At 66.6% G+C, this 17,032-nt stretch carries 12 protein-coding genes and 1 pseudogene; 10 read left to right on the forward strand and 3 right to left on the reverse strand.

The window, feature by feature from the left end; genetic code table 11:
* Positions 1-32 precede the first annotated feature (32 nt).
* From EJC51_RS00455 to EJC51_RS00475, 5 genes are all read left to right on the forward strand, one after another.
* Positions 33-320, forward strand: coding sequence for a hypothetical protein (locus tag EJC51_RS00455; RefSeq protein ID WP_126269158.1), 288 nt, complete (start codon positions 33-35; stop codon positions 318-320).
* Positions 321-1,230: 910 nt separating this feature from the next.
* Complete coding sequence (locus EJC51_RS00460; protein WP_126269159.1) at positions 1,231-1,452, forward strand: hypothetical protein; 222 nt, start codon at positions 1,231-1,233, stop codon at positions 1,450-1,452.
* A gap of 15 nt (positions 1,453-1,467) precedes the next feature.
* Complete coding sequence (locus EJC51_RS00465; RefSeq protein ID WP_126269160.1) at positions 1,468-3,837, forward strand: restriction endonuclease; 2,370 nt, start codon at positions 1,468-1,470, stop codon at positions 3,835-3,837.
* Positions 3,838-4,173: 336 nt separating this feature from the next.
* Positions 4,174-5,607: a hypothetical protein gene (locus EJC51_RS00470; protein ID WP_126269161.1), complete on the forward strand. Its 1,434-nt coding sequence runs from the start codon at positions 4,174-4,176 to the stop codon at positions 5,605-5,607.
* A 104-nt stretch (positions 5,608-5,711) separates the two neighbouring features.
* On the forward strand, positions 5,712-6,041 hold the full coding sequence (locus EJC51_RS00475; RefSeq protein WP_126269162.1) for a hypothetical protein: 330 nt from the start codon (positions 5,712-5,714) through the stop codon (positions 6,039-6,041).
* On the opposite strand, the gene EJC51_RS00480 is transcribed toward EJC51_RS00475, so the two are convergent.
* Both EJC51_RS00480 and EJC51_RS00485 read right to left on the reverse strand, forming a co-directional pair.
* Positions 6,031-7,569 (reverse strand): ISKra4 family transposase, encoded by a 1,539-nt coding sequence (locus EJC51_RS00480; RefSeq protein ID WP_126269163.1) that lies wholly within the window; start codon positions 7,567-7,569, stop codon positions 6,031-6,033. The two genes, EJC51_RS00475 and EJC51_RS00480, sit on opposite strands and share 11 nt — an antisense overlap.
* A gap of 69 nt (positions 7,570-7,638) precedes the next feature.
* Positions 7,639-8,166, reverse strand: coding sequence for a hypothetical protein (locus EJC51_RS00485; protein WP_126269164.1), 528 nt, complete (start codon positions 8,164-8,166; stop codon positions 7,639-7,641).
* Positions 8,167-8,348: 182 nt separating this feature from the next.
* Between EJC51_RS00485 and EJC51_RS00490 the strand changes: the two genes are divergently transcribed.
* The 5 genes from EJC51_RS00490 to EJC51_RS48410 all read left to right on the forward strand — a co-directional run bounded on the left by EJC51_RS00490 (position 8,349) and on the right by EJC51_RS48410 (position 14,829).
* Complete coding sequence (locus EJC51_RS00490) at positions 8,349-8,792, forward strand: hypothetical protein (RefSeq protein WP_244362289.1); 444 nt, start codon at positions 8,349-8,351, stop codon at positions 8,790-8,792.
* 490 nt (positions 8,793-9,282) lie between these two features.
* On the forward strand, positions 9,283-12,186 hold the full coding sequence (locus EJC51_RS00500) for an NACHT domain-containing protein (protein ID WP_126269166.1): 2,904 nt from the start codon (positions 9,283-9,285) through the stop codon (positions 12,184-12,186).
* Positions 12,187-12,697: 511 nt separating this feature from the next.
* Positions 12,698-12,940, forward strand: a complete 243-nt coding sequence (locus EJC51_RS48400; protein ID WP_244362292.1) for a hypothetical protein — start codon at positions 12,698-12,700, stop codon at positions 12,938-12,940.
* Complete coding sequence (locus EJC51_RS48405; RefSeq protein WP_244362295.1) at positions 12,941-13,741, forward strand: helicase associated domain-containing protein; 801 nt, start codon at positions 12,941-12,943, stop codon at positions 13,739-13,741. It begins immediately after the preceding gene.
* Between the two features lie 755 nt (positions 13,742-14,496).
* Positions 14,497-14,829 (forward strand): helicase associated domain-containing protein, encoded by a 333-nt coding sequence (locus tag EJC51_RS48410; RefSeq protein ID WP_244362298.1) that lies wholly within the window; start codon positions 14,497-14,499, stop codon positions 14,827-14,829.
* A gap of 191 nt (positions 14,830-15,020) precedes the next feature.
* On the opposite strand, the pseudogene EJC51_RS48415 reads toward EJC51_RS48410, so the two are convergent.
* Positions 15,021-16,664: pseudogene (locus tag EJC51_RS48415) on the reverse strand (ATP-binding protein); the annotation flags it as partial.
* Positions 16,665-17,032: the final 368 nt, after the last annotated feature.

Genomic DNA, 17,032 nt, shown 5'->3' on the forward strand with positions numbered 1-17,032 from the left:
ACTGTCAGTTCAGCAGATGCGGAGATCCCTCCATGCTCCCAGCACCCCGCGGCCACCGGCTCGCGCGCATCCCCGAGCCTCAGCCCATCGTGGTCACGACGACTCCGTGCATCCCCGCCTCCGGCCGACCGTGCGGCTGCGGCGCGCCCCACTGCTGCGAGGGGGGCGCGGCCGGCCGCACCCGAGGCCGGCCGCAGCGCGCATCGCGCATGCCCCGCCGCCTGCTGCACGAGGCGCTCTGGGCGGCCGTAGCCGGCGCGGCGTACACGTGCGGTGCCACCGGCACGGGCACGGTTTTGTACTGGTTCATCCACCGTTAGGGGAACGGGGTGCGCCGGTGCCTGCAGTCCGCCGCCGCGATGTCCGGGCTGCAGGCACAGTCGAGGAGGGCGCGCACTCCGCGTATGAGCGCGGACTGGCCGAACGCCAGCTTGGAAGACAGCAGTTGGTCATCCGATTGCGAGGACGGCGGTTCTTTCGTGACCGGCCGTCGTGTCGGCGACGCACCTTCGTCGAGCAGGTCGACGGGCTGTAGCGGGCGGTAGGGACGCGGGCCGTGAGCTGACACCGCTGGGGCTCTGAATCCGTTGGCCACCACGGCAAGTCCGACGAGGGCGTTCGAGCCTACGCAGATCATGGTCCAGAGCTGCGGCTCGTTCACGGGGAACGGCAGATCCGTCAGGGGCCACTCGCGCTGGAGCAACGCCGTGCGGTGTCTTTGTGTTCGCCGATGCCGAAGGAAATCTGTACCGGGGTCATGATCCCCAGTGTGCCGTCCGCGCTCGAGAAGACGCGGCGCCGTTGCGCTCAGACGGTGCTTTGCACGGAGGTGTGCGGGCGGGCCGCGCGCTGGGCGCGCGGCCTCACCGCTGACCGGGCGCACCCCAAATGCGCTGCGGTCCGGGTTCCGTGCACGGCGTTGTCCGAGGTGCCCAGATCCTGCGACCAGGGTGTCCCAGGCTGGCCGCAGGAAGCAACTCGAAACCTGGACACGGGCGGGACAGCGTTGTTCTGCCTCGTGCCGACTAGCCGGAGGAGGCCTTTGAACAGGGAGAACGCATCGGAGTCCTGTTCTGGACACAGTTGGGACAATGCCTTGAACTCTAGGTTCCGGGTGGTGTTGAGGGGGGCGGGTCCGGCAGGATCTGGGATGTGTGCAGCGGCGGGCTGGCCCCAAACCTCCCGTCGGCAGTGGCACACATGTCCGAGGTGCATCAAGGGAGTTCACGCATGAGTAAGGCTCTGCTGTGTGTCGGGGACGGCGCTCCGGTGCCGCGTCACCTGTCCGATGTCGTGATGGTCGTTGCCGTGCTGATCGTGGTGGTCGGCACGCTGGGTTCGGCGGCGGCCTGGCAGGACGCGGCGCAGGTACTCGTCACCGAGACAGTGGCCGCGGTAGTGGCCGCGATGGTGGTGGCCGTGGTGAAGCCGTCGGCGCACGACCGCATGTGACGGCTGGTTGATGTCATGGCGGGGCGACGGGAGAAGGAGCTTGTTGCCCGGGTGCCGGAAATGGCGGAGGTGGCGCGCTGGCTGCGGCAGTCGCGCCACCTGTCGGGCCTCACGTACGAAGACCTCGTACAGGCTACGGGCTTCAGCAGGGGCAGACTCAACCGGGCAGCCCACGGCTGGCGCTCCCCCTGGCCGGTGGTCGAGGCGTTCACCCGGGCCTGCGGCACGGACGTAGCCGAGGCCAGACAGCTCTGGCTGAAGGCGAAGGCCGCCCTTGAGGGGATCGACCAGGGCCCCGATGTGATCTCCATCGGGCAGGTGGGCACTTTCGAGGAATTGCGCGAAGCGATGAACCGCCTGCGCGCCCTGGCAGGTTCGCCGAGCCTGCGTGAGCTGGAAGATCGGGCTGGAAAGAGGCTGACGCGGAGCACCTTGAGCAATGTCCTGAGCGGAGCGGTGAATCCCCGCCGGAACCTGGTGGTGATGTTCGCCGAGATCGTGGGGGTAGGACGCAGTGAGGCAGCAGCCTGGGCAGCTGCCTGGGAGCGTGCCGACACCAACTCTCGTGCCGCACGGGCTCGTACGGCACGAGACCTCAAGGCCCCGGCGAAGCCGTTGATGTTGGTGCCTGCTCCGGCCGCGCTGGCCGCGTTGGCCGACATCCCGCTGGCCGAGTGGGCGGCTGTGGCCGAGTTGGTGGACGCCGTGATGAAAGGCAGCACAGGGGCGGGGCAGCACCCTGCGGTCACGGTCGGATTCCAGCACGATCCGGACTCCCCCGGCCACGAGACGATCACCGTCTCGTGCCGGCACACCGGTATGGACCGCGACACCATCAGCAAGGCTTTCCTGGCAAGTTGGACCGGCGGGACGCAGGACCAGGACATCTTCGGCCTGGGCTTTGTCGTGGCGTGTCTGCAGCTGGGTGCGCACATCACGCTGCGCACCGCCCGGGCAGGCGATACGGCATGGACCGTCCTCACCTTCGATCTGGCCTCCCTTACCGCCGGCTCCCCCTGGCACGCGCTCATCGGCGCGGAACCCAAAGCAGCGGCGGAGGACCAGGGCACGTTCATCACCATCAAAGCCCTGCGCGACCCCTGGCCGCCGGGCAGGCAGAACCGTCTGCGGCATCAGCTGGGAGACATTTACAGCTACCTGCTGCGCAAGGAGCAGGTACAGCTGACCGTGTCTGACCGGCCGGTGGCTCCCCGCATGCCGTGCATCTGGGGCGAGAACCGCGTTGTCCAGCGGCGCGAGGGCAACATCGCGGCCGTGCAGCGCCTCGACATCGTGCTGGCCACGCGGTATCGCTGCCGGAACTGCCGTCACACCAGTCCGCTTGGCTCACCGCATTGTCTGCAGTGCCAGGGAACACAGCTCGAGTTGACGGAACAACGCGTATGGGGCTGGCTGGGCGTTCAGCGCTATCTGCACGGCAGTGACTACGGCCTCGACTTCTATCGCAACGGCCGCAAGGTTCTCGTCAGGGACAAAGGCCTGTTCTTCTTCGAGGATGGCCCTGACCGCTCCATGGTGGAGTATCCGGTGGACGGGCCCGCGAAGGGCAGGCTGGTCGGTGAGATCCACTGTGACCACGTGCCCGTCAACTTCACCAAGACGGCATTCGATTACGACAGCCCGGAATGGCGTGCGGTCGTCCATGCCGTGCGCGGCCCCGGCCCTCTTGCTCCCCGGCACGCCCAGCGGTTGGGATACGCGCCCAACACCAGTCCCCTGGCCACCCTCTTCCGCGCCTTCCGCAGGAACGATCCCGGTCTGCGGAACCTGATCCCCGGAGACGGAGCAAAGGCCCTGCACGATGAAGCCGCCGCATGGGCGGAGCGTTTCCGCAAAGGAGATCCTGCCTATCAAAGCGACGACAAGTGGTACGAGGCCGCCCTCGCACACGACACGCCGCGTCCCGCCGTCGTTGCGGCCGCCGACGACCGTATCGATCTGGTGAGCCTGTCCCCCGAGGACTTGGACGATCTCGTCCACCGCCTCTGCATGGAGCTGCACGGCACTACTGAAGGCGGCCCCCGCGAGTTGATCGGACCAGGGCCAGCAACCACTGTCTTGCGTGACAGGCCCACCACCGGCGAACGGTGGGTGCTTCAGTGCCGGCGCAACCGGCACGTCGTGCCTCTGGAGACGGTTCACGCCCTGGCCGGGCAGATGCTGGACGTGCAGGCCAGCCGGGGCATCCTGGTCACCACCAGCTGGTTCGGGGCAAGCAGCCATGCGTTCGCCCAACGCAGCGGCCGCATCGATCTGGTGGACGGCCGAACTCTGAAAGCCCTTCTGCGTGAACACCTCGGCATCGAGGCCCGGCTCGGACTTGGCCGTCTTCCGCCTGAGTGGAATCCGGGAGACATTGCCTGAGCATCCCGGCTCTCGCTGCCAGCCGTACGGCTGGCAGCGTCGTTCGCGAAGGCCATCGCTGCTTCGGCTGTGCCTGTCCCTGGTCGACTGAACCAGTCGCGGAGCGCGCCGCGCGCGGGCGCTGTCGTGCCGCGATCGGAAATAACCCGAATCTGCCTGCCTGTTCGCTACTCGGGGGCTAAAGTCGCGTTTCAGGCCCGGGTCGCCGCTCGTAGCGATGGCACGAGCTGCAACAGACTTCCACGCTGTCCGGGGATGCGGTCGTACCGTGCCCACCAGCAGCTTTCTTCTCACTGCGGCGGGCTTCGGCTTGCCGCGCATCGTTGGAGCTCCTCCATGACAGCCGTCCAGGCCACCCCATCTGCGCTGCCCCGCGACTTCTTCTGCGAGCACTCCGCCAGCAAAAGCCGCGTTCTCGTTCTGCTGGCACACCCTGACGGGCCCTCCAGCCTGCAGGCCGTCATGACCTGCAAGGATGCGCTCGTGGCCCAGCATGCCGCGCTCCTCCTCTCCCTCGCTGCCCGCAACGGGATCCTCACCGCGCCGCAGCAGAACACGGCGGGCAAACTGCTCACTGTGCTGCCGGATGCTCCTGCTGCCTCCTTCCGTCAAGCTCTCGACCAGGCACGCGCGGGGGTGTGGCCCGCCGGCTCGCCGGGGTTCACCTGGCCTTCCGACGACCCGTTCGACTGGGTGCAGGAGAGCGGCACGGAAGAGGCACTTCCCGTTTCCGCTATCCGCACCCCGAGGGACGCTCGGCTCGCCGACCTGCCCGGTCCGGTGATTCGCGTGGTCCAGTTGCGCGAGTTCCACGTCTACGACCAGGCCAAGGCACTCACGGCAGCGGCCGCCAGCGGCTGGGAGCCTGCGCCGCAGGAGGAGCTCACCCAGGAGGATCCGCACGACCTGACCGGCGCTGTCATGTTCGCTGCCGAGACCACGGGTGACCTGCCGGGCGCGGACTGCCTGAACGACACGCAGGAAGGTCAACTGCTGCTGTCTGCTCAGGGAGACGAGGTCGCCGACTGGTCGGCTGAGCCGGTCCGCGTCGATTTCGGCTCGGGCTGGCGCCTGCACCGGACCAATCGCTCCGGCACCGCCTCGAGCACGGGCGCTGTGCCCGAGAGCGACCAGGAGCAGCCGGACTTCGCCGCTCTCTTCGCGCTGCCCGCGGCGTGCGACTGCGAGGAGGAGGACTGCCGCAAGTGCGACTGGACGCTCACGCCGCGCACGGCCGAGCTGCTGTACAGCGCGCTGGTCGAGCTTGCTGAGTCGGCTTACGACGATGCCGCCGAGTTGGGTGATCGTCCCGTCATCAAGGACGATGACGGTGCCTGGGGCTTCTTCTCCCGTCTTCCGCAGGTGACCTGGCGCCAGAACGCGCAGTGGCGGCGCGGCCTGGCCCGGGCCTGCGACGATCTGGCAGGCGACCTCGCGAGCGGCAGATGGCCCCGGCCCGTCTGCGCGGCGGAGGAGATGGTCTTGCATCTCGCCCTCGACGATGCCCTCGAGCATCTGGAAGCCGGTGACGGCAGTCCGCATGCGGCACTGCCCACGCACCGCGACGACTATGACTTCGACGCCTGCTCGGATTTCTTCTTCCAGGACCACGATGTGCTGTGGCTGTACGACAGCAAGTACAGCGAAGACGCCGGAGAAGCCGAGGGCAGGGAGCCTGTCGGCGTCCCGCCCGCCTTGCACCCGGACAACTGGTTCGAAGACTTCCTCAACGTCCCTGCGCGCTCCCCAGAGCGCGGATACCGCCGCTGAACCGCAGGCACGGCTCTTGGCATCAGCCGATGTCGTGAACCCTTCGCCTTCTGCACTCACATCGCCACGGGCTGGCGCCCGGACCTGCAACAGAGAGCACCTGGATGAACGTGAGCACGCAGCCCGTATGGGCTGAAGAGAGATACGAGCGCAACAAGGTCCGCCAGCTGCTGGTCCCCGGCGGCACACTACAGGCCACCGACGAGGCCGGGGCGCTACAAGTTTCCAACGTCTACGGCAGCTGGCCCGCGGTACGCACGCCAGCGGAAGCGGCCGACGGGCTGACCGCCGTGCTGCCCGGCTCTTCCGGCCAGGAGGTGCACTGGCAGGGCAGCCGCATGGCGCACCCGCCGCAGGCGGTGGTGGAGTCGTATCGGGATGCCATCGGCTTTGGGTGCGGATCCTTTGAAGTGACCGTCGGGATCAAGCGGTGAGGCCGTAGTTCTGCGGGTCGGGGCTGGGGTAGAGGCGTTGATGTTCACGCACCGCGTGGTAGCGCCAGTAGTCCTCGAAGTCGCCGTTCGTGATCAGTGCGCGGAGTTGGAGGACGGCTTCGGCGCCGTCGAGTCCCCAGCGGGCGCCGGTGATGTCAAGGCGGTCGGCGATGAGGTGGCGGCAGGCGCCTTCGACGGCGCCGGTGGCGATTGGCCAGCCAGCCGTGAGGGCGGTGTCGTAGTGGAGCTGGTCGAGGTGACCGGTGAGATAGCGAGCGCAGGTGGTGACGGCGTCGCAGCGGGTTGCGGGAAGCTGTTCTGCTGCGGCCTGGGCGGTCATCTCGGTGGCGGCGCGGTCGGCGTGTCCGGCGAGGATCGCGGTGAGTTTGTCTGCGGCCCAGGTCTCGGCCTCGCGGCTGCCGACCGGATGGAAGGCATGCGCGTCCGTCCACGTGTACTCGGCGACGTGCACGAAGTCGAGCAGGATATTCAGGTGAATGCCGCGGCGGTCGGCTTCGGCCTGGATCAGGTCGAGTTGGTGGCGGGCGCCGTCGACGAGGACGAGCCAGTCCCGCAGATGCCGGGGGTCGCGGGCCTCGGCCTGGTCGAAGGCGTCGGCGACGACCAGTTCTGGAGAGTGCATCACCGAGGCGGTGCACCATTTGCGCTCCGCTTTCGGGCCCTGTCGTGGCGGCCGGGTTTCGCTTCGGCCACCGGGCGGGTGGACGATATCGTGCGGCCGACGTGGGGCCGGAACGACATCGAAGACGCAGGCCACCGTCGCCATGCGTTTGCGGTTGGGCTTCTCGCCCGGGGCCAGGCGTCCGCGTCGCCCGGCCGCCGCGCTCTTGGCCGCGGCTCGGCGGGTGGCTTCGCGCAGGGCTTCGGGGCGCATCACCACGCCCTTGCCGTCGATCTCGATGACCAGCGGCATCTCGCGGGTGCACGGGGTGGGGATCTTCGCCGTGTAGTAGGCGGCGATGTCGACCGCGGAGGCGACCACCAGTTCTTTGAGGCGGCGCTTGCCCAGCACCTTCCCACATCGTCGCTCGATTGCAGCGGCAGCCTGGTCGAACGAGCCTCTCACGGCTTCCAGGACCGCGAGCCGGGCAAGGCCGCGTGAGTGCCGGCCCGCGGGCAGCGACAGCTTCTCGTCTGCTGGGTGCACGTTGGCAACGCCTCGGCCACGATGGGCGATCCGGGTCACCCGAACTGGCCCGAACACGCACGTCAGTAGGCGGCGGTGACCCATCTCTCGCCAGGTTCGAGGCTGTCCTTCCGGACCGAGTACCAGGGGCTGCCCTCGGTCCGCTCGCATCGTGTCCTCCTCCTTCCTGGCTCGCTGATCGAGGTGGTTCTGCATCAAATGCCGCAGCAGTTCGCGCCCTAACTCTTCGAGCTGGGCTTCGAGTTCGTCGTGAGACAAGTCTGCTGCCGGGCCGTCGGCCAGCGTCGAGATGAGGCGTTCGAAGGCATCACGGGAGGCGGAGTATGGATCAGGCTCGGGTAAGGCATCGTACGGTTCCATCGAGGGCTCTTCTTCGGGAGTGATTCGTTTTGGTTGGCACCTACGAATCTACGGAGAAGAGCCCCTTGGTCACTGCGAGTTGCTGCGGTCTCGCCCCGGGCCTTGCCGGGCGAGGGTGAACTGTCCCGGCGTGTTCTCGTCCAGCCAGCCTCGTTCCACCAGCCGCTTCAGCTTTTCCCGGGTGCCCTCGATCTTCCCGGTCGTCGTCGGCAGACCGATCCGCGGCACGATCTGCTTGGCCTGCAGCGGTCCTGGCGCGTCAGCGATGATCTCCACGATGTCCCGGTAGACATCCGGTAATACCGCCACCACCAGGCCCTCCCGCCAAGGCGGCACCATCATCACCCCGACGCCGTGAGGCACCGACGTCTCGTCCGGCGCCGGAGCATCCCCCGCCGCAAGGTGCGGTCCGGCCTGAGCGGCCGACAGTTCCGCCAGCACCTGCGCGACGGTCTCCCGCGTGATCTCGAGCCGCGAAAGATCCTCCCGAGCCGCCTCCAGCCGGATGGCCAACTCGGCTGCCTCAGCTTGGAGTGCCTCCACGCGCCGCCGAGCTGCGGCCTCTCGAGCCTGAAGCTCTTCCGGCAAAGACACCATGGCGCCCCACCTCCATCCCGCCACGGTAGAAGCCCGACGACACCACCACACACCAATCAGCGTTTGCCCAGCTCTCCCCGCCCGGGAGCAACTACACCCAATCGATCATTCGAAGGGGAAGAGCAGGACAATAGGCAAGTGCAATCAGTGATTCCCCTAGACCGGAGCAGGGTGCTGAGCCGATGATCAAAACACCGCCCACGATGCAGATGGTCTCCTTTGCGGCCTGGCGGGACACTGCCCCGCATACGGGCCACCATGCCGATCGGCACTACGTCACCCTGGCCGAACTCCTGATCCGCCTGGGGAGTTACGGCCTCACGCTCACGTGGCGAGCCCGGATCTTCGACGATCACCCACACTCCAGCTTCGCGGAGCTGGTCAGAGCTTCAGCCGGCCACGGAATCCCCACCCTCGAGCTGTTGGCCATGGACGCGCCCCACCTGCAGGCCGTCGACGGAGACTTTGAAGGCTACGCGGGTAGCGAGCTCGTGCTGACCCTGAGGGAGTTCGACAGTTCAAGCTGGGATGTCCGCACAGCAGACGAGTGGGTACTCAACGAGATCCGACGACACTATCCGGACGCCAAGCCCATGACCCCGGACGAATGGGATGCCACGAACTGATCCCCGAGGAGGGAACCGTCACTCCAAAGGATCCGCACCCAACAGAGATCCCGCAGCCGACGCCCTGGCACTGGCCGTATCCAGGCGCCCACGACCGACGGCATCACCACAGCGCACGCCGCGTGGGCCTGACGAAGTACGGCAAGGCGTCCGTCGTTCATAGTGCTGCGAGGACGAAGGTCAGCAATGCCAGGGAGAGCGTGGCACTGCCCGCGAAGGCCACGGCACCCCGTAGCAGGGCGCTGGCGTAAGTGGCTCCGTCGAGGCGGGCAAGTACGCCAGCCGCTGCTCCTACGAGCATGCAGAAGAGTGCAACGACTGCTAGGAGCAGGACCAGGAGCATCAGGTGGATGGGTGAGGTGTTCATGACTTCTTCCCGGAGCGGTCGACGACGGGGACTCCAGGAAATTTCGCGGCTTTCGTGTTCACCGGGGTTCAGGGCGAACAAAGATGAACGAAGACGGTCGCCCGGGGGACGGAGAAGCAGGACATGGGGGAAGTACACGCGGATCCGTTGGCGGAGCTCGCGCTGCAGCTGCGCTCCCTCAGGGCTCAGCGGGGTTTACAGATGGGCGGGTTGCAGCAGAGGACCGGGCTGGGTCGGACGACGGTCAGCCAGGCACTGAACGGCCAAGTGGTGCCCTCCGAGGCCACGCTGGTGGCCTTGGCGAAGGCCCTGGGTGCTGATGTGGACTCTATGCTGGCCCTGCGCGAAGCCGCAGCGCGCCAGCCGAATGTCTCGCCAGTAAGAATGGTGCGCAGGCGGGTACGGCCGAAGGTGGAGGCGCCCTTTCAGAAGCGGTATCTCAACTACGTGGCAGAACGGCATTCCCAGCTGACCGTCGTAGGGCTGGATTTGAGTCGACCGGAACGTGCGTGCTGGCCGCTGGACGCGGCGTACTTGAGCTTGGAACTGGCAGAGCGGTCAGAGGACTGGCCTGCAGGCGATGAGGAAGCGGACCGGCCGACCGTCGTAGTGAAGCGTGCCGAGCACGCGCTGGCCAACTGCCGACGAGTTCTTCTGAGAGGGCTCGCCGGCAGTGGAAAGACGACACTGCTGCAGTGGTTGGCTGTCGCAACGGCGCGCGATGAGCTGCCGGAGGAACTGGCGGACTGGCGAGGGTGGATTCCGTTCGTCCTGCCGCTGCGGACGCTGGTGAGGCGTGGGCCTCTTCCGGAGCCGCACGACTTCCTGTCTGCGGTCGGCACCCCCCTGGCCGCCTCCCAGCCGGATGGGTGGGCCGATGCCGTACTTGCCGGGGGCGAGGCACTCGTCCTGGTCGACGGCATCGACGAGGTTCCTCAAGAGCACCGGGGTGCTACGCGGGACTGGCTCGAGCGGCTCTTGGCGGCCTACAGGGACGCGCGCTTCGTGGTCACCACGCGCCCGTCCGCTGTGCCGGAAGGCTGGCTAGCTTCGTCGCACTTCACCGAACTGTCAGTACGGCCCATGAGTGCCGCCGACACCGGAGTCTTCGTACACCGGTGGCACACCGCAGCGCGACACAATGCGGCAACCGACGCCGAACGCTCACAATTGCATGATCTCGAAGCAGCGCTCCAGGTCACGGTGCGCGCTCAGCGTGACCTGGCGCAGCTCTCCAGCACGCCCCTGATGTGTGCGCTGATCTGCGCGCTGCACCGGGACCGCCGCGGTCATCTGCCCCACAGCCGCATGGAGTTGTACGAAGCAGCGCTGTCGATGCTGCTCGTACGCCGAGACCTTGAGCGCAGCATCGATGTACCGGAAGGCATTCAGCTCACCGAACACCAGAGCGTCCAGCTCCTGCAGCGTCTGGCCTACTGGCTCATCCGCAACCGCCAGACCGAGATGGAACGGGCCACCGCGATGGCCCTGGTCGACGACGCGCTGCCCGCCATGCAGGCCGTGGCCGAGCAGGGCACTGCCGACCAGGTTCTGGCTCACCTGGTCGGCCGCAGCGGGCTCCTGCGCCAGCCCACCGCGGACACCATCGACTTCGTCCACCGCACCTTCCAGGACTACCTCGGGGCCAAAGCCGCCATCGAAGCCCACGACTTCCCCCTGTTGGTCAACAACGCCCACGACGACCAGTGGGAGGACGTCGTACGCATGGCCGTCGCCCACGCCCGCCCAGCCGAGAGCGCTGATCTCCTCCGCCGCCTCGTCAAACGCGGTGATGCCGACGGCGAACACCGGGGCAGACTCCACCTCCTGGCAGCCGCCAGTCTGCAGTACGCCACTGAAATCGAACCCGAGGTCCGCAGGCTGGTCGAACAGCGAGCACGCCTTCTGATGCCTCCCCGCTCTTCTGAGGAAGCGGAGGAGCTTGCCGCGCTGGGTCCGGGCATCCTGGATCTGCTGCCCGGGCCCCAAGGCCTGAAGCAGGATGAAGTGAATGCGGTTTTCCGCACGTCTGCTGTTATCGGCGGTGACCAAGCATACGCCTTCCTTCAGCACTTCACACAAACATCGTCTCCTACCCCGGCAAACTACGAGCTAGTCGACGCCTGGGAGAAATTCAATGCAGACCAATATGCCCAGGACATCCTTTTCCGCTTCAAAGAAGGATTGCATCTGAGCGTACAGACTCAAGACCAGAGGAACGCCCTGCGATTCCTCAAACCTATCACCAACGTCGCCTTCAGGGGAGAATTCACCCAAGCCGAGATCACCGAGCACCTTTCTCCTGATCACACTCGGAAGATCGAGATCTACTCGGGTCAACTGCTCGAAGATTTGACATTCGTACGCGATTTCCCCGCCCTAAAGGAACTCGCTCTCAGCAGCTGCACAAAACTCGGTCACCTCGAAGACCTTGAAGGGCTGCCACTACCCAACCTGAGACTGCTTCAACTCCCGGACTCTTTCTCATTCAACGCACTGGCCACCCTTCCCCACCTCACCGAACTCGCTCTCTACACACGCCTGCCATGGAATAGCCTGGGAGAGCTACCCGCACCAGCAGATCTCACCTCACTACGCCTCGCCGAATGGATCGGCGTACCCCTGACAGGCATCTCTAAATGGAATCAACTGCGGGAGCTAGTGATCAACGCGGCACCTACGCCCGCGGAATGGCGAGAAATTTCCAGCCTGCCCCACCTATCAAGACTTAGCCTCGGACAATATGACCTCGCGCAGGCCACTCCCATAAATAGCGTCACTTACCTGCACCTTTCCCCTATCGACTCAGACACCCAGTTGGACCTGGTGCCGGATACCTTTCCCAATGTGAAAGAGATTTTCGTCAACTGTCGGTCATCCCTGCCCGACATCACCGACGTCACCCCCTTGAAAAAAATCAAAGATCTTACAATCTCCTTGAGTTACGCGAATTATGTCGTTGGCCGAGAGGAGTTCGGTCCAGAAGCGGTGCGTCTCTACCCACGACCCCGCACAGAAATCATCTGATCACCCATCTGGTTGAGGTCTCAGCACATAGATCGGCTTCTCTTCAACGCGGACCCATCAGCTGCGCATCCGCCGCCACCTATGCATCCAGCATTCAGACCAAACGTCGCTCACCGTCTCGCCACCTCTAGATCATCGACACCGCCGAATGCGACGCGGTCCTTTTCACGGATGCGCGCGGCTCGATGGTCGATATCGTGCAAATGGTCGGACGCGCACTTCGACTGCATCCCGGGCGCGGGAAACTGGCCACGTTGATCGTCCCGGTGTTCCTCGGACCCGACGAAGATCCGAACGAGCTTCTCACGTCTGACGCTTATGGCAGCCTGTCCAAGGTGCTGACAGCCCTGCGGGCCCACGATGCCCAGACCATCGAAGCCCTCGCCGATCCCCGTGTCCGCAGCGGCAGTTGGTCCTCCGAGGACGACGGCGAAGGCCTCGCGGACGACATCGACGACCAGGACGACGACGGACAGGACGACGAGGGTGAGGAGCGGAGGAGCGGGATCTGGTGCCGCCGATCGGGGCCGCCGCGGCGGGGGTGCTGCGGTTCACCGAGGAACGCGACCCAGCCGCACTCGCGCAGTTCGTACGGCTACGGGTCATCGACCCCGAAGGGACCTACTGGCGCCGCGGCATCGAAGCCGCCACCCGCTGGCTACACCAGACCGACAACACCGAACTGCGCGTGCCCTACACGTTCGAGACGCCTGGGGAGTGGGGGGCGCTTGGAGGGCATCCGCTGGGGGTATAGGTGGCGGATCAGCGCCGCTACTACACCGCCGGGACCCTGGAGACCAAGCGCGTGGCGGAGTTGGAGGCGCTGGGCATGGTGTGGTCCGTGCACGCCTCCGCCTGGGAGGCCGGCCTCGCCGTCGCCCGCGACTACGCCACCGTCCACGGCCACCTCCTCCCGCCGACCTCAGCCGTGTGGGGCGGGGACGGGTTCCCCATTGGGGTCTGGGCCAAGAACCAGCGGGCGGCGGCCAAGCGGACGCGGGAGAACGCCCTACGCCGGGCGAACGGCGAGACCGGGCTGTCCTACGCCGGAGAGCTGTCCGCCAGCCGCATGGAGGCGTTGAACGAGATCGATCCCGGGTGGGCCCCGGAGGGATGGGAGATCGCCTGGCAGCGCTGCTACCGGCTCCTGCTCGCCCACATACAAGCCGGGGGCGCGCTCCCGGCCGGGCCAGGGGACGTCGTCGTCCAGGGCGAAGACCTCGGAGTGTGGATCGCCGGAAAGGTGGCTGGTTGGGACCGGCTCGTACTCGCACAGCAGTACCTCCTCGAGACGATCGGCGTGCACCCGGAGACCGAGAGCCTGCCGGTAGTGCCGGCACGGCGCTCGCAAGACGCACGATGGGCCGCCAACCTCGCCGCGGCCCGGCAGTTCCACGCCCGAGAAGGACACCTGCGGCCCGCGCGCAAGCACATCGAGACCGTCAACGGCGAAAAGATCAAACTCGGAACGTTCCTCGACAACACCCGGCGCCGCGCCGACAAACTCAGCCCCGAACGACGTACTGCTTTGGATGAGTTGGGCATGCGATGGTAGGTGCGGGAAAGCGCTGTTGAAGCGTGCGTCGGCCGCATGACCGCACGGCCGACTCGCTGTGTGTGCGCGGCCGTTGGGGTCGTTGCCGTGCAACTAATCGCCAGGGTTCGCCAGGGTGCGCCTGATGGTGTGCCACTGGGTGATGAGGCCACTCTGAGACTGCTCACCTTTGTACCGGACCTGCCTGTCCCAGCAACCGGGCTGGGCACGCCCAGGATCTGGGCTCTCTTCGGTAAGGGAGGTGGGCATGCGAAAGCGGAAGAAGGGTGACCGCCGCATGCAGCGGTGGGACCCGGCCAGCCGGGCGCAGGTGGTTGTCGCTGCGCTCACGGCGGTCACTGCGATCGCAGGATGTGCGGCTCAGTTCGCACGCTGAGGCGTTGAGGCAAAGACACAGCCGGACGGCCACGGTGGGGCTCGCGCGGGCGGGCCCGACCGGCAGATGATCGGCCGGACCCGCCTCAACGCTCCGCACATCCGGCCCGGGCTCTGGAGGCCACCAGAGCCCGGGCACCGCGGACCATGCGGCTCCTGCATCAACAGGAGGTCTATGTGGACACGATCCAGTATTGCCCCCTGCTCGGCGATCCCAACACCCTGGCGAGCAGGAGTGAAACGTGGCGAACAAGGGTGGCGCGTGCACGAGACTTCGATCTTGAAACTGGCAGGCGATCCCTCACCGGTGCCACGGCAGCAGGCGTGCGTCGAGCGCGTGGGAAGGCCGCCTCCGCGTCAACGGCATCCTGTCCGCCAGGGTGAGTGAACTGATCGTCGCGGGCAAGGATCTCGGGGACCTGGATCGCCGCGCAGCCGTCGGCTGGGAGAGACTGGTGCCGACGCAGCAGTGTCTGTTGGAGAGCGTCGGCTCGCCCCGGATGCAGGTGTGCCGCCGGTGGGAGACCCACCTCGCCACAGCCCGCCAGTTCCACGCCCGCGAAGGACACCTGCAGCCGTCACGCAAGCACATCGAGATCGTCAACGGCGAAGAGATCAAACTCGGAACGTTCCTCGACAACACCCGCCGCCGCGCCACCAAACTGTCCGCAGAACGACGCGACGCCCTCAACACACTCGACATGCACTGGTAGAAGGCGCGGTTGCGGACGTCACAACGCCCGTGGCTGTGCACGCGAGTTGCGCGTACATAGCCGTTCGGTCAATTGTCCTTCTTCCAGAGCCTCTTAAGGGCCTCCGATAAGGGCTTTGCTGGCTTGTCGACGTTACGCAAGCTGCCTACGCCCGGGGCTGTGTCAGGTGGCTGCCTGACAGGCACAGTCTCGGGCCCCGATGTTGTGTCGGAGTGGAAGATGACCAGGGCGAGTGCGCGGCGGCTCGATACGGTGCCCCGCTTGTCAGCAAGCCCGGCGCGCTGGACGATGGAGGCTTCCAGCTCCGCGCGGGCCTGCTCGAACTGTTTACCGCACAGCGCGAGGATGCCCAGCTCGTGGTGAAAGTGGGCCTGTTCCGATATCTCACCGGCAAGCCGGGAGGCCTCGGCGCCTAGCCGCAGCGCCCGCTCCCAAGCGCTCCAGCGCATGCCTATGGCGAACGCCAGTGCCGCTGTGCGAGCCAACTGCACAGTTACGTCTTCCTCGCCGTTGGCCGATGCCGTTGTGCCCGGCACCAGCACGCTGAGTGTCGCAAGCAGGGCGTCGGCTTCAGCGCACACACGTTGTGCGGTGACCGCGGGGTGCCCGGCCCACCAGGCGTAGTGCTGAGCTGCCGTCAGGGCTCGGTCTGCGGCGTCGTCACCGTACCCGGCGGCCTGGAGTTGCTGCAGCACTCCGGCCGCGAGGTGGTAGCGGGGACCGGCTGGCGAGACCAGTCCGCAGAACTCCAATTCGCCAAGAGCGGCGTCCGCGTGAGTGTCGCCTATCAGCGCCGGCAGATGCATCTGGTGGGGGACCTCGCCGCCGAGCGCGACCGCGAATCGCAGGGTGTCGCGCGCGGAGGTGCTGAGCCCCGCAGCCAGCAGCGGTGCAGGCGTAGCGGCCTCGTTCAGAGACGGCAGTTGACCGCGTTGGCGCAGCAGGGCCCCGGCCTGGACGAAGCCCAGCGGCAGCCCTTCGGTCTCGAACCAGATGTCGCCCGCCCAATTGGCCTCCTCCTCGGTGAGGTCGCGGTCAACGACGCGCTTGAGGAGTTCCAGTCCGCCCGCGCGTGTCAGTCCGCTGATGAGGACCTCCTCGACGGCAGAGTCAGCGGGGGGTGCAGGCATATCGGGAGTAGTGCCGATCAGGAAGGCGCACTCGGGCGCCGCATCCAGCAGCTCATCGAGTTGGGAGCCTCCGAACTCCATGTCGTCGAGGACGACGATCGCGCCGATCTCCCGCACGTATAGGAGCAGCTCGTCCCGATCCGGGCGGTACAGAGGCGCGTAGTAGATGGCATAGAAGAGTTCGTGGAGCAGGTCGCCGAGGGTGCGGTGGAAGCCGCTGAGGCGGACGACGCCGTCGGGAGCAAGGTCCGAGCAATCCTCGGCGACGACGTCGAGCAGCGCGGTGCGGCCGGCGCCGGCGGGTCCGGTCAGCCGGACTGAGCGGCCGCGAGCCAGCAGCCGAACCAGCCGCTCGCGCTCGTCTTGCCGCTCCAGGAGAGGGAGCCTTCGCCGTGCCTCCAACTCCCCCACGACAATCGGTCTGGTCGCTCGGCCCAGCTTGGGGCGCTCAGCTGCCGTGAGCTTCCTCGGCCGCCCCGGGCGCCTATGCGGCGGGCAAACCTCAATGTCGCTGTCGTCGACGGGGTTGACGGTCAGGAGATAGTCGCCCGTAACAAGCTGCACCGTGTGCTCGGGCGCGGGCGTGTGCTCTCCGGAGGCAGGCGGGTGGGATGTAGTGGAGGGGCGCTGGTCCGGGGCGCTGCCATCCTGATCGTGGTCTGTCGAAGGCGGGGATTCGGGGGTGGCAGGAGTGAAGAGTGGCACTGGAACCGTGTGTGGAACTGGGTACGGCTCCGCAGCGGCCTTCTCATGGTTCTGAGCGTCTGTGCCGGTCATTGAGGGTTGGGCAGCTCGGTCGGGTCCGGAGGCGCCTATAGAGGGGGGTGCAGGGCGGGCGCCAGGGATGTTGATGCGGGGCTGCTCGGTGATGATTCGCTGCGGGGTGTATGGCTCGGCTGATTTAACGGTGTGGTGTTTGTTGTCCGGGTTGCTCCCTGCTTCCCGCTGACCTGCGTGAGGCATTTCAAGCACTATGACGTGTTTGCCTTTTTCTGGCATGTCTTTGATCGTCCGGAGTGTGGCGCCATGTGCCAGTACATCAGCCTCCACCTGCGCCATCTGATCCGAGTCGA

The sequence above is a fragment of the Streptomyces aquilus genome, from assembly GCF_003955715.1.
Taxonomy (GTDB): Bacteria; Actinomycetota; Actinomycetes; order Streptomycetales; family Streptomycetaceae; genus Streptomyces; species Streptomyces aquilus.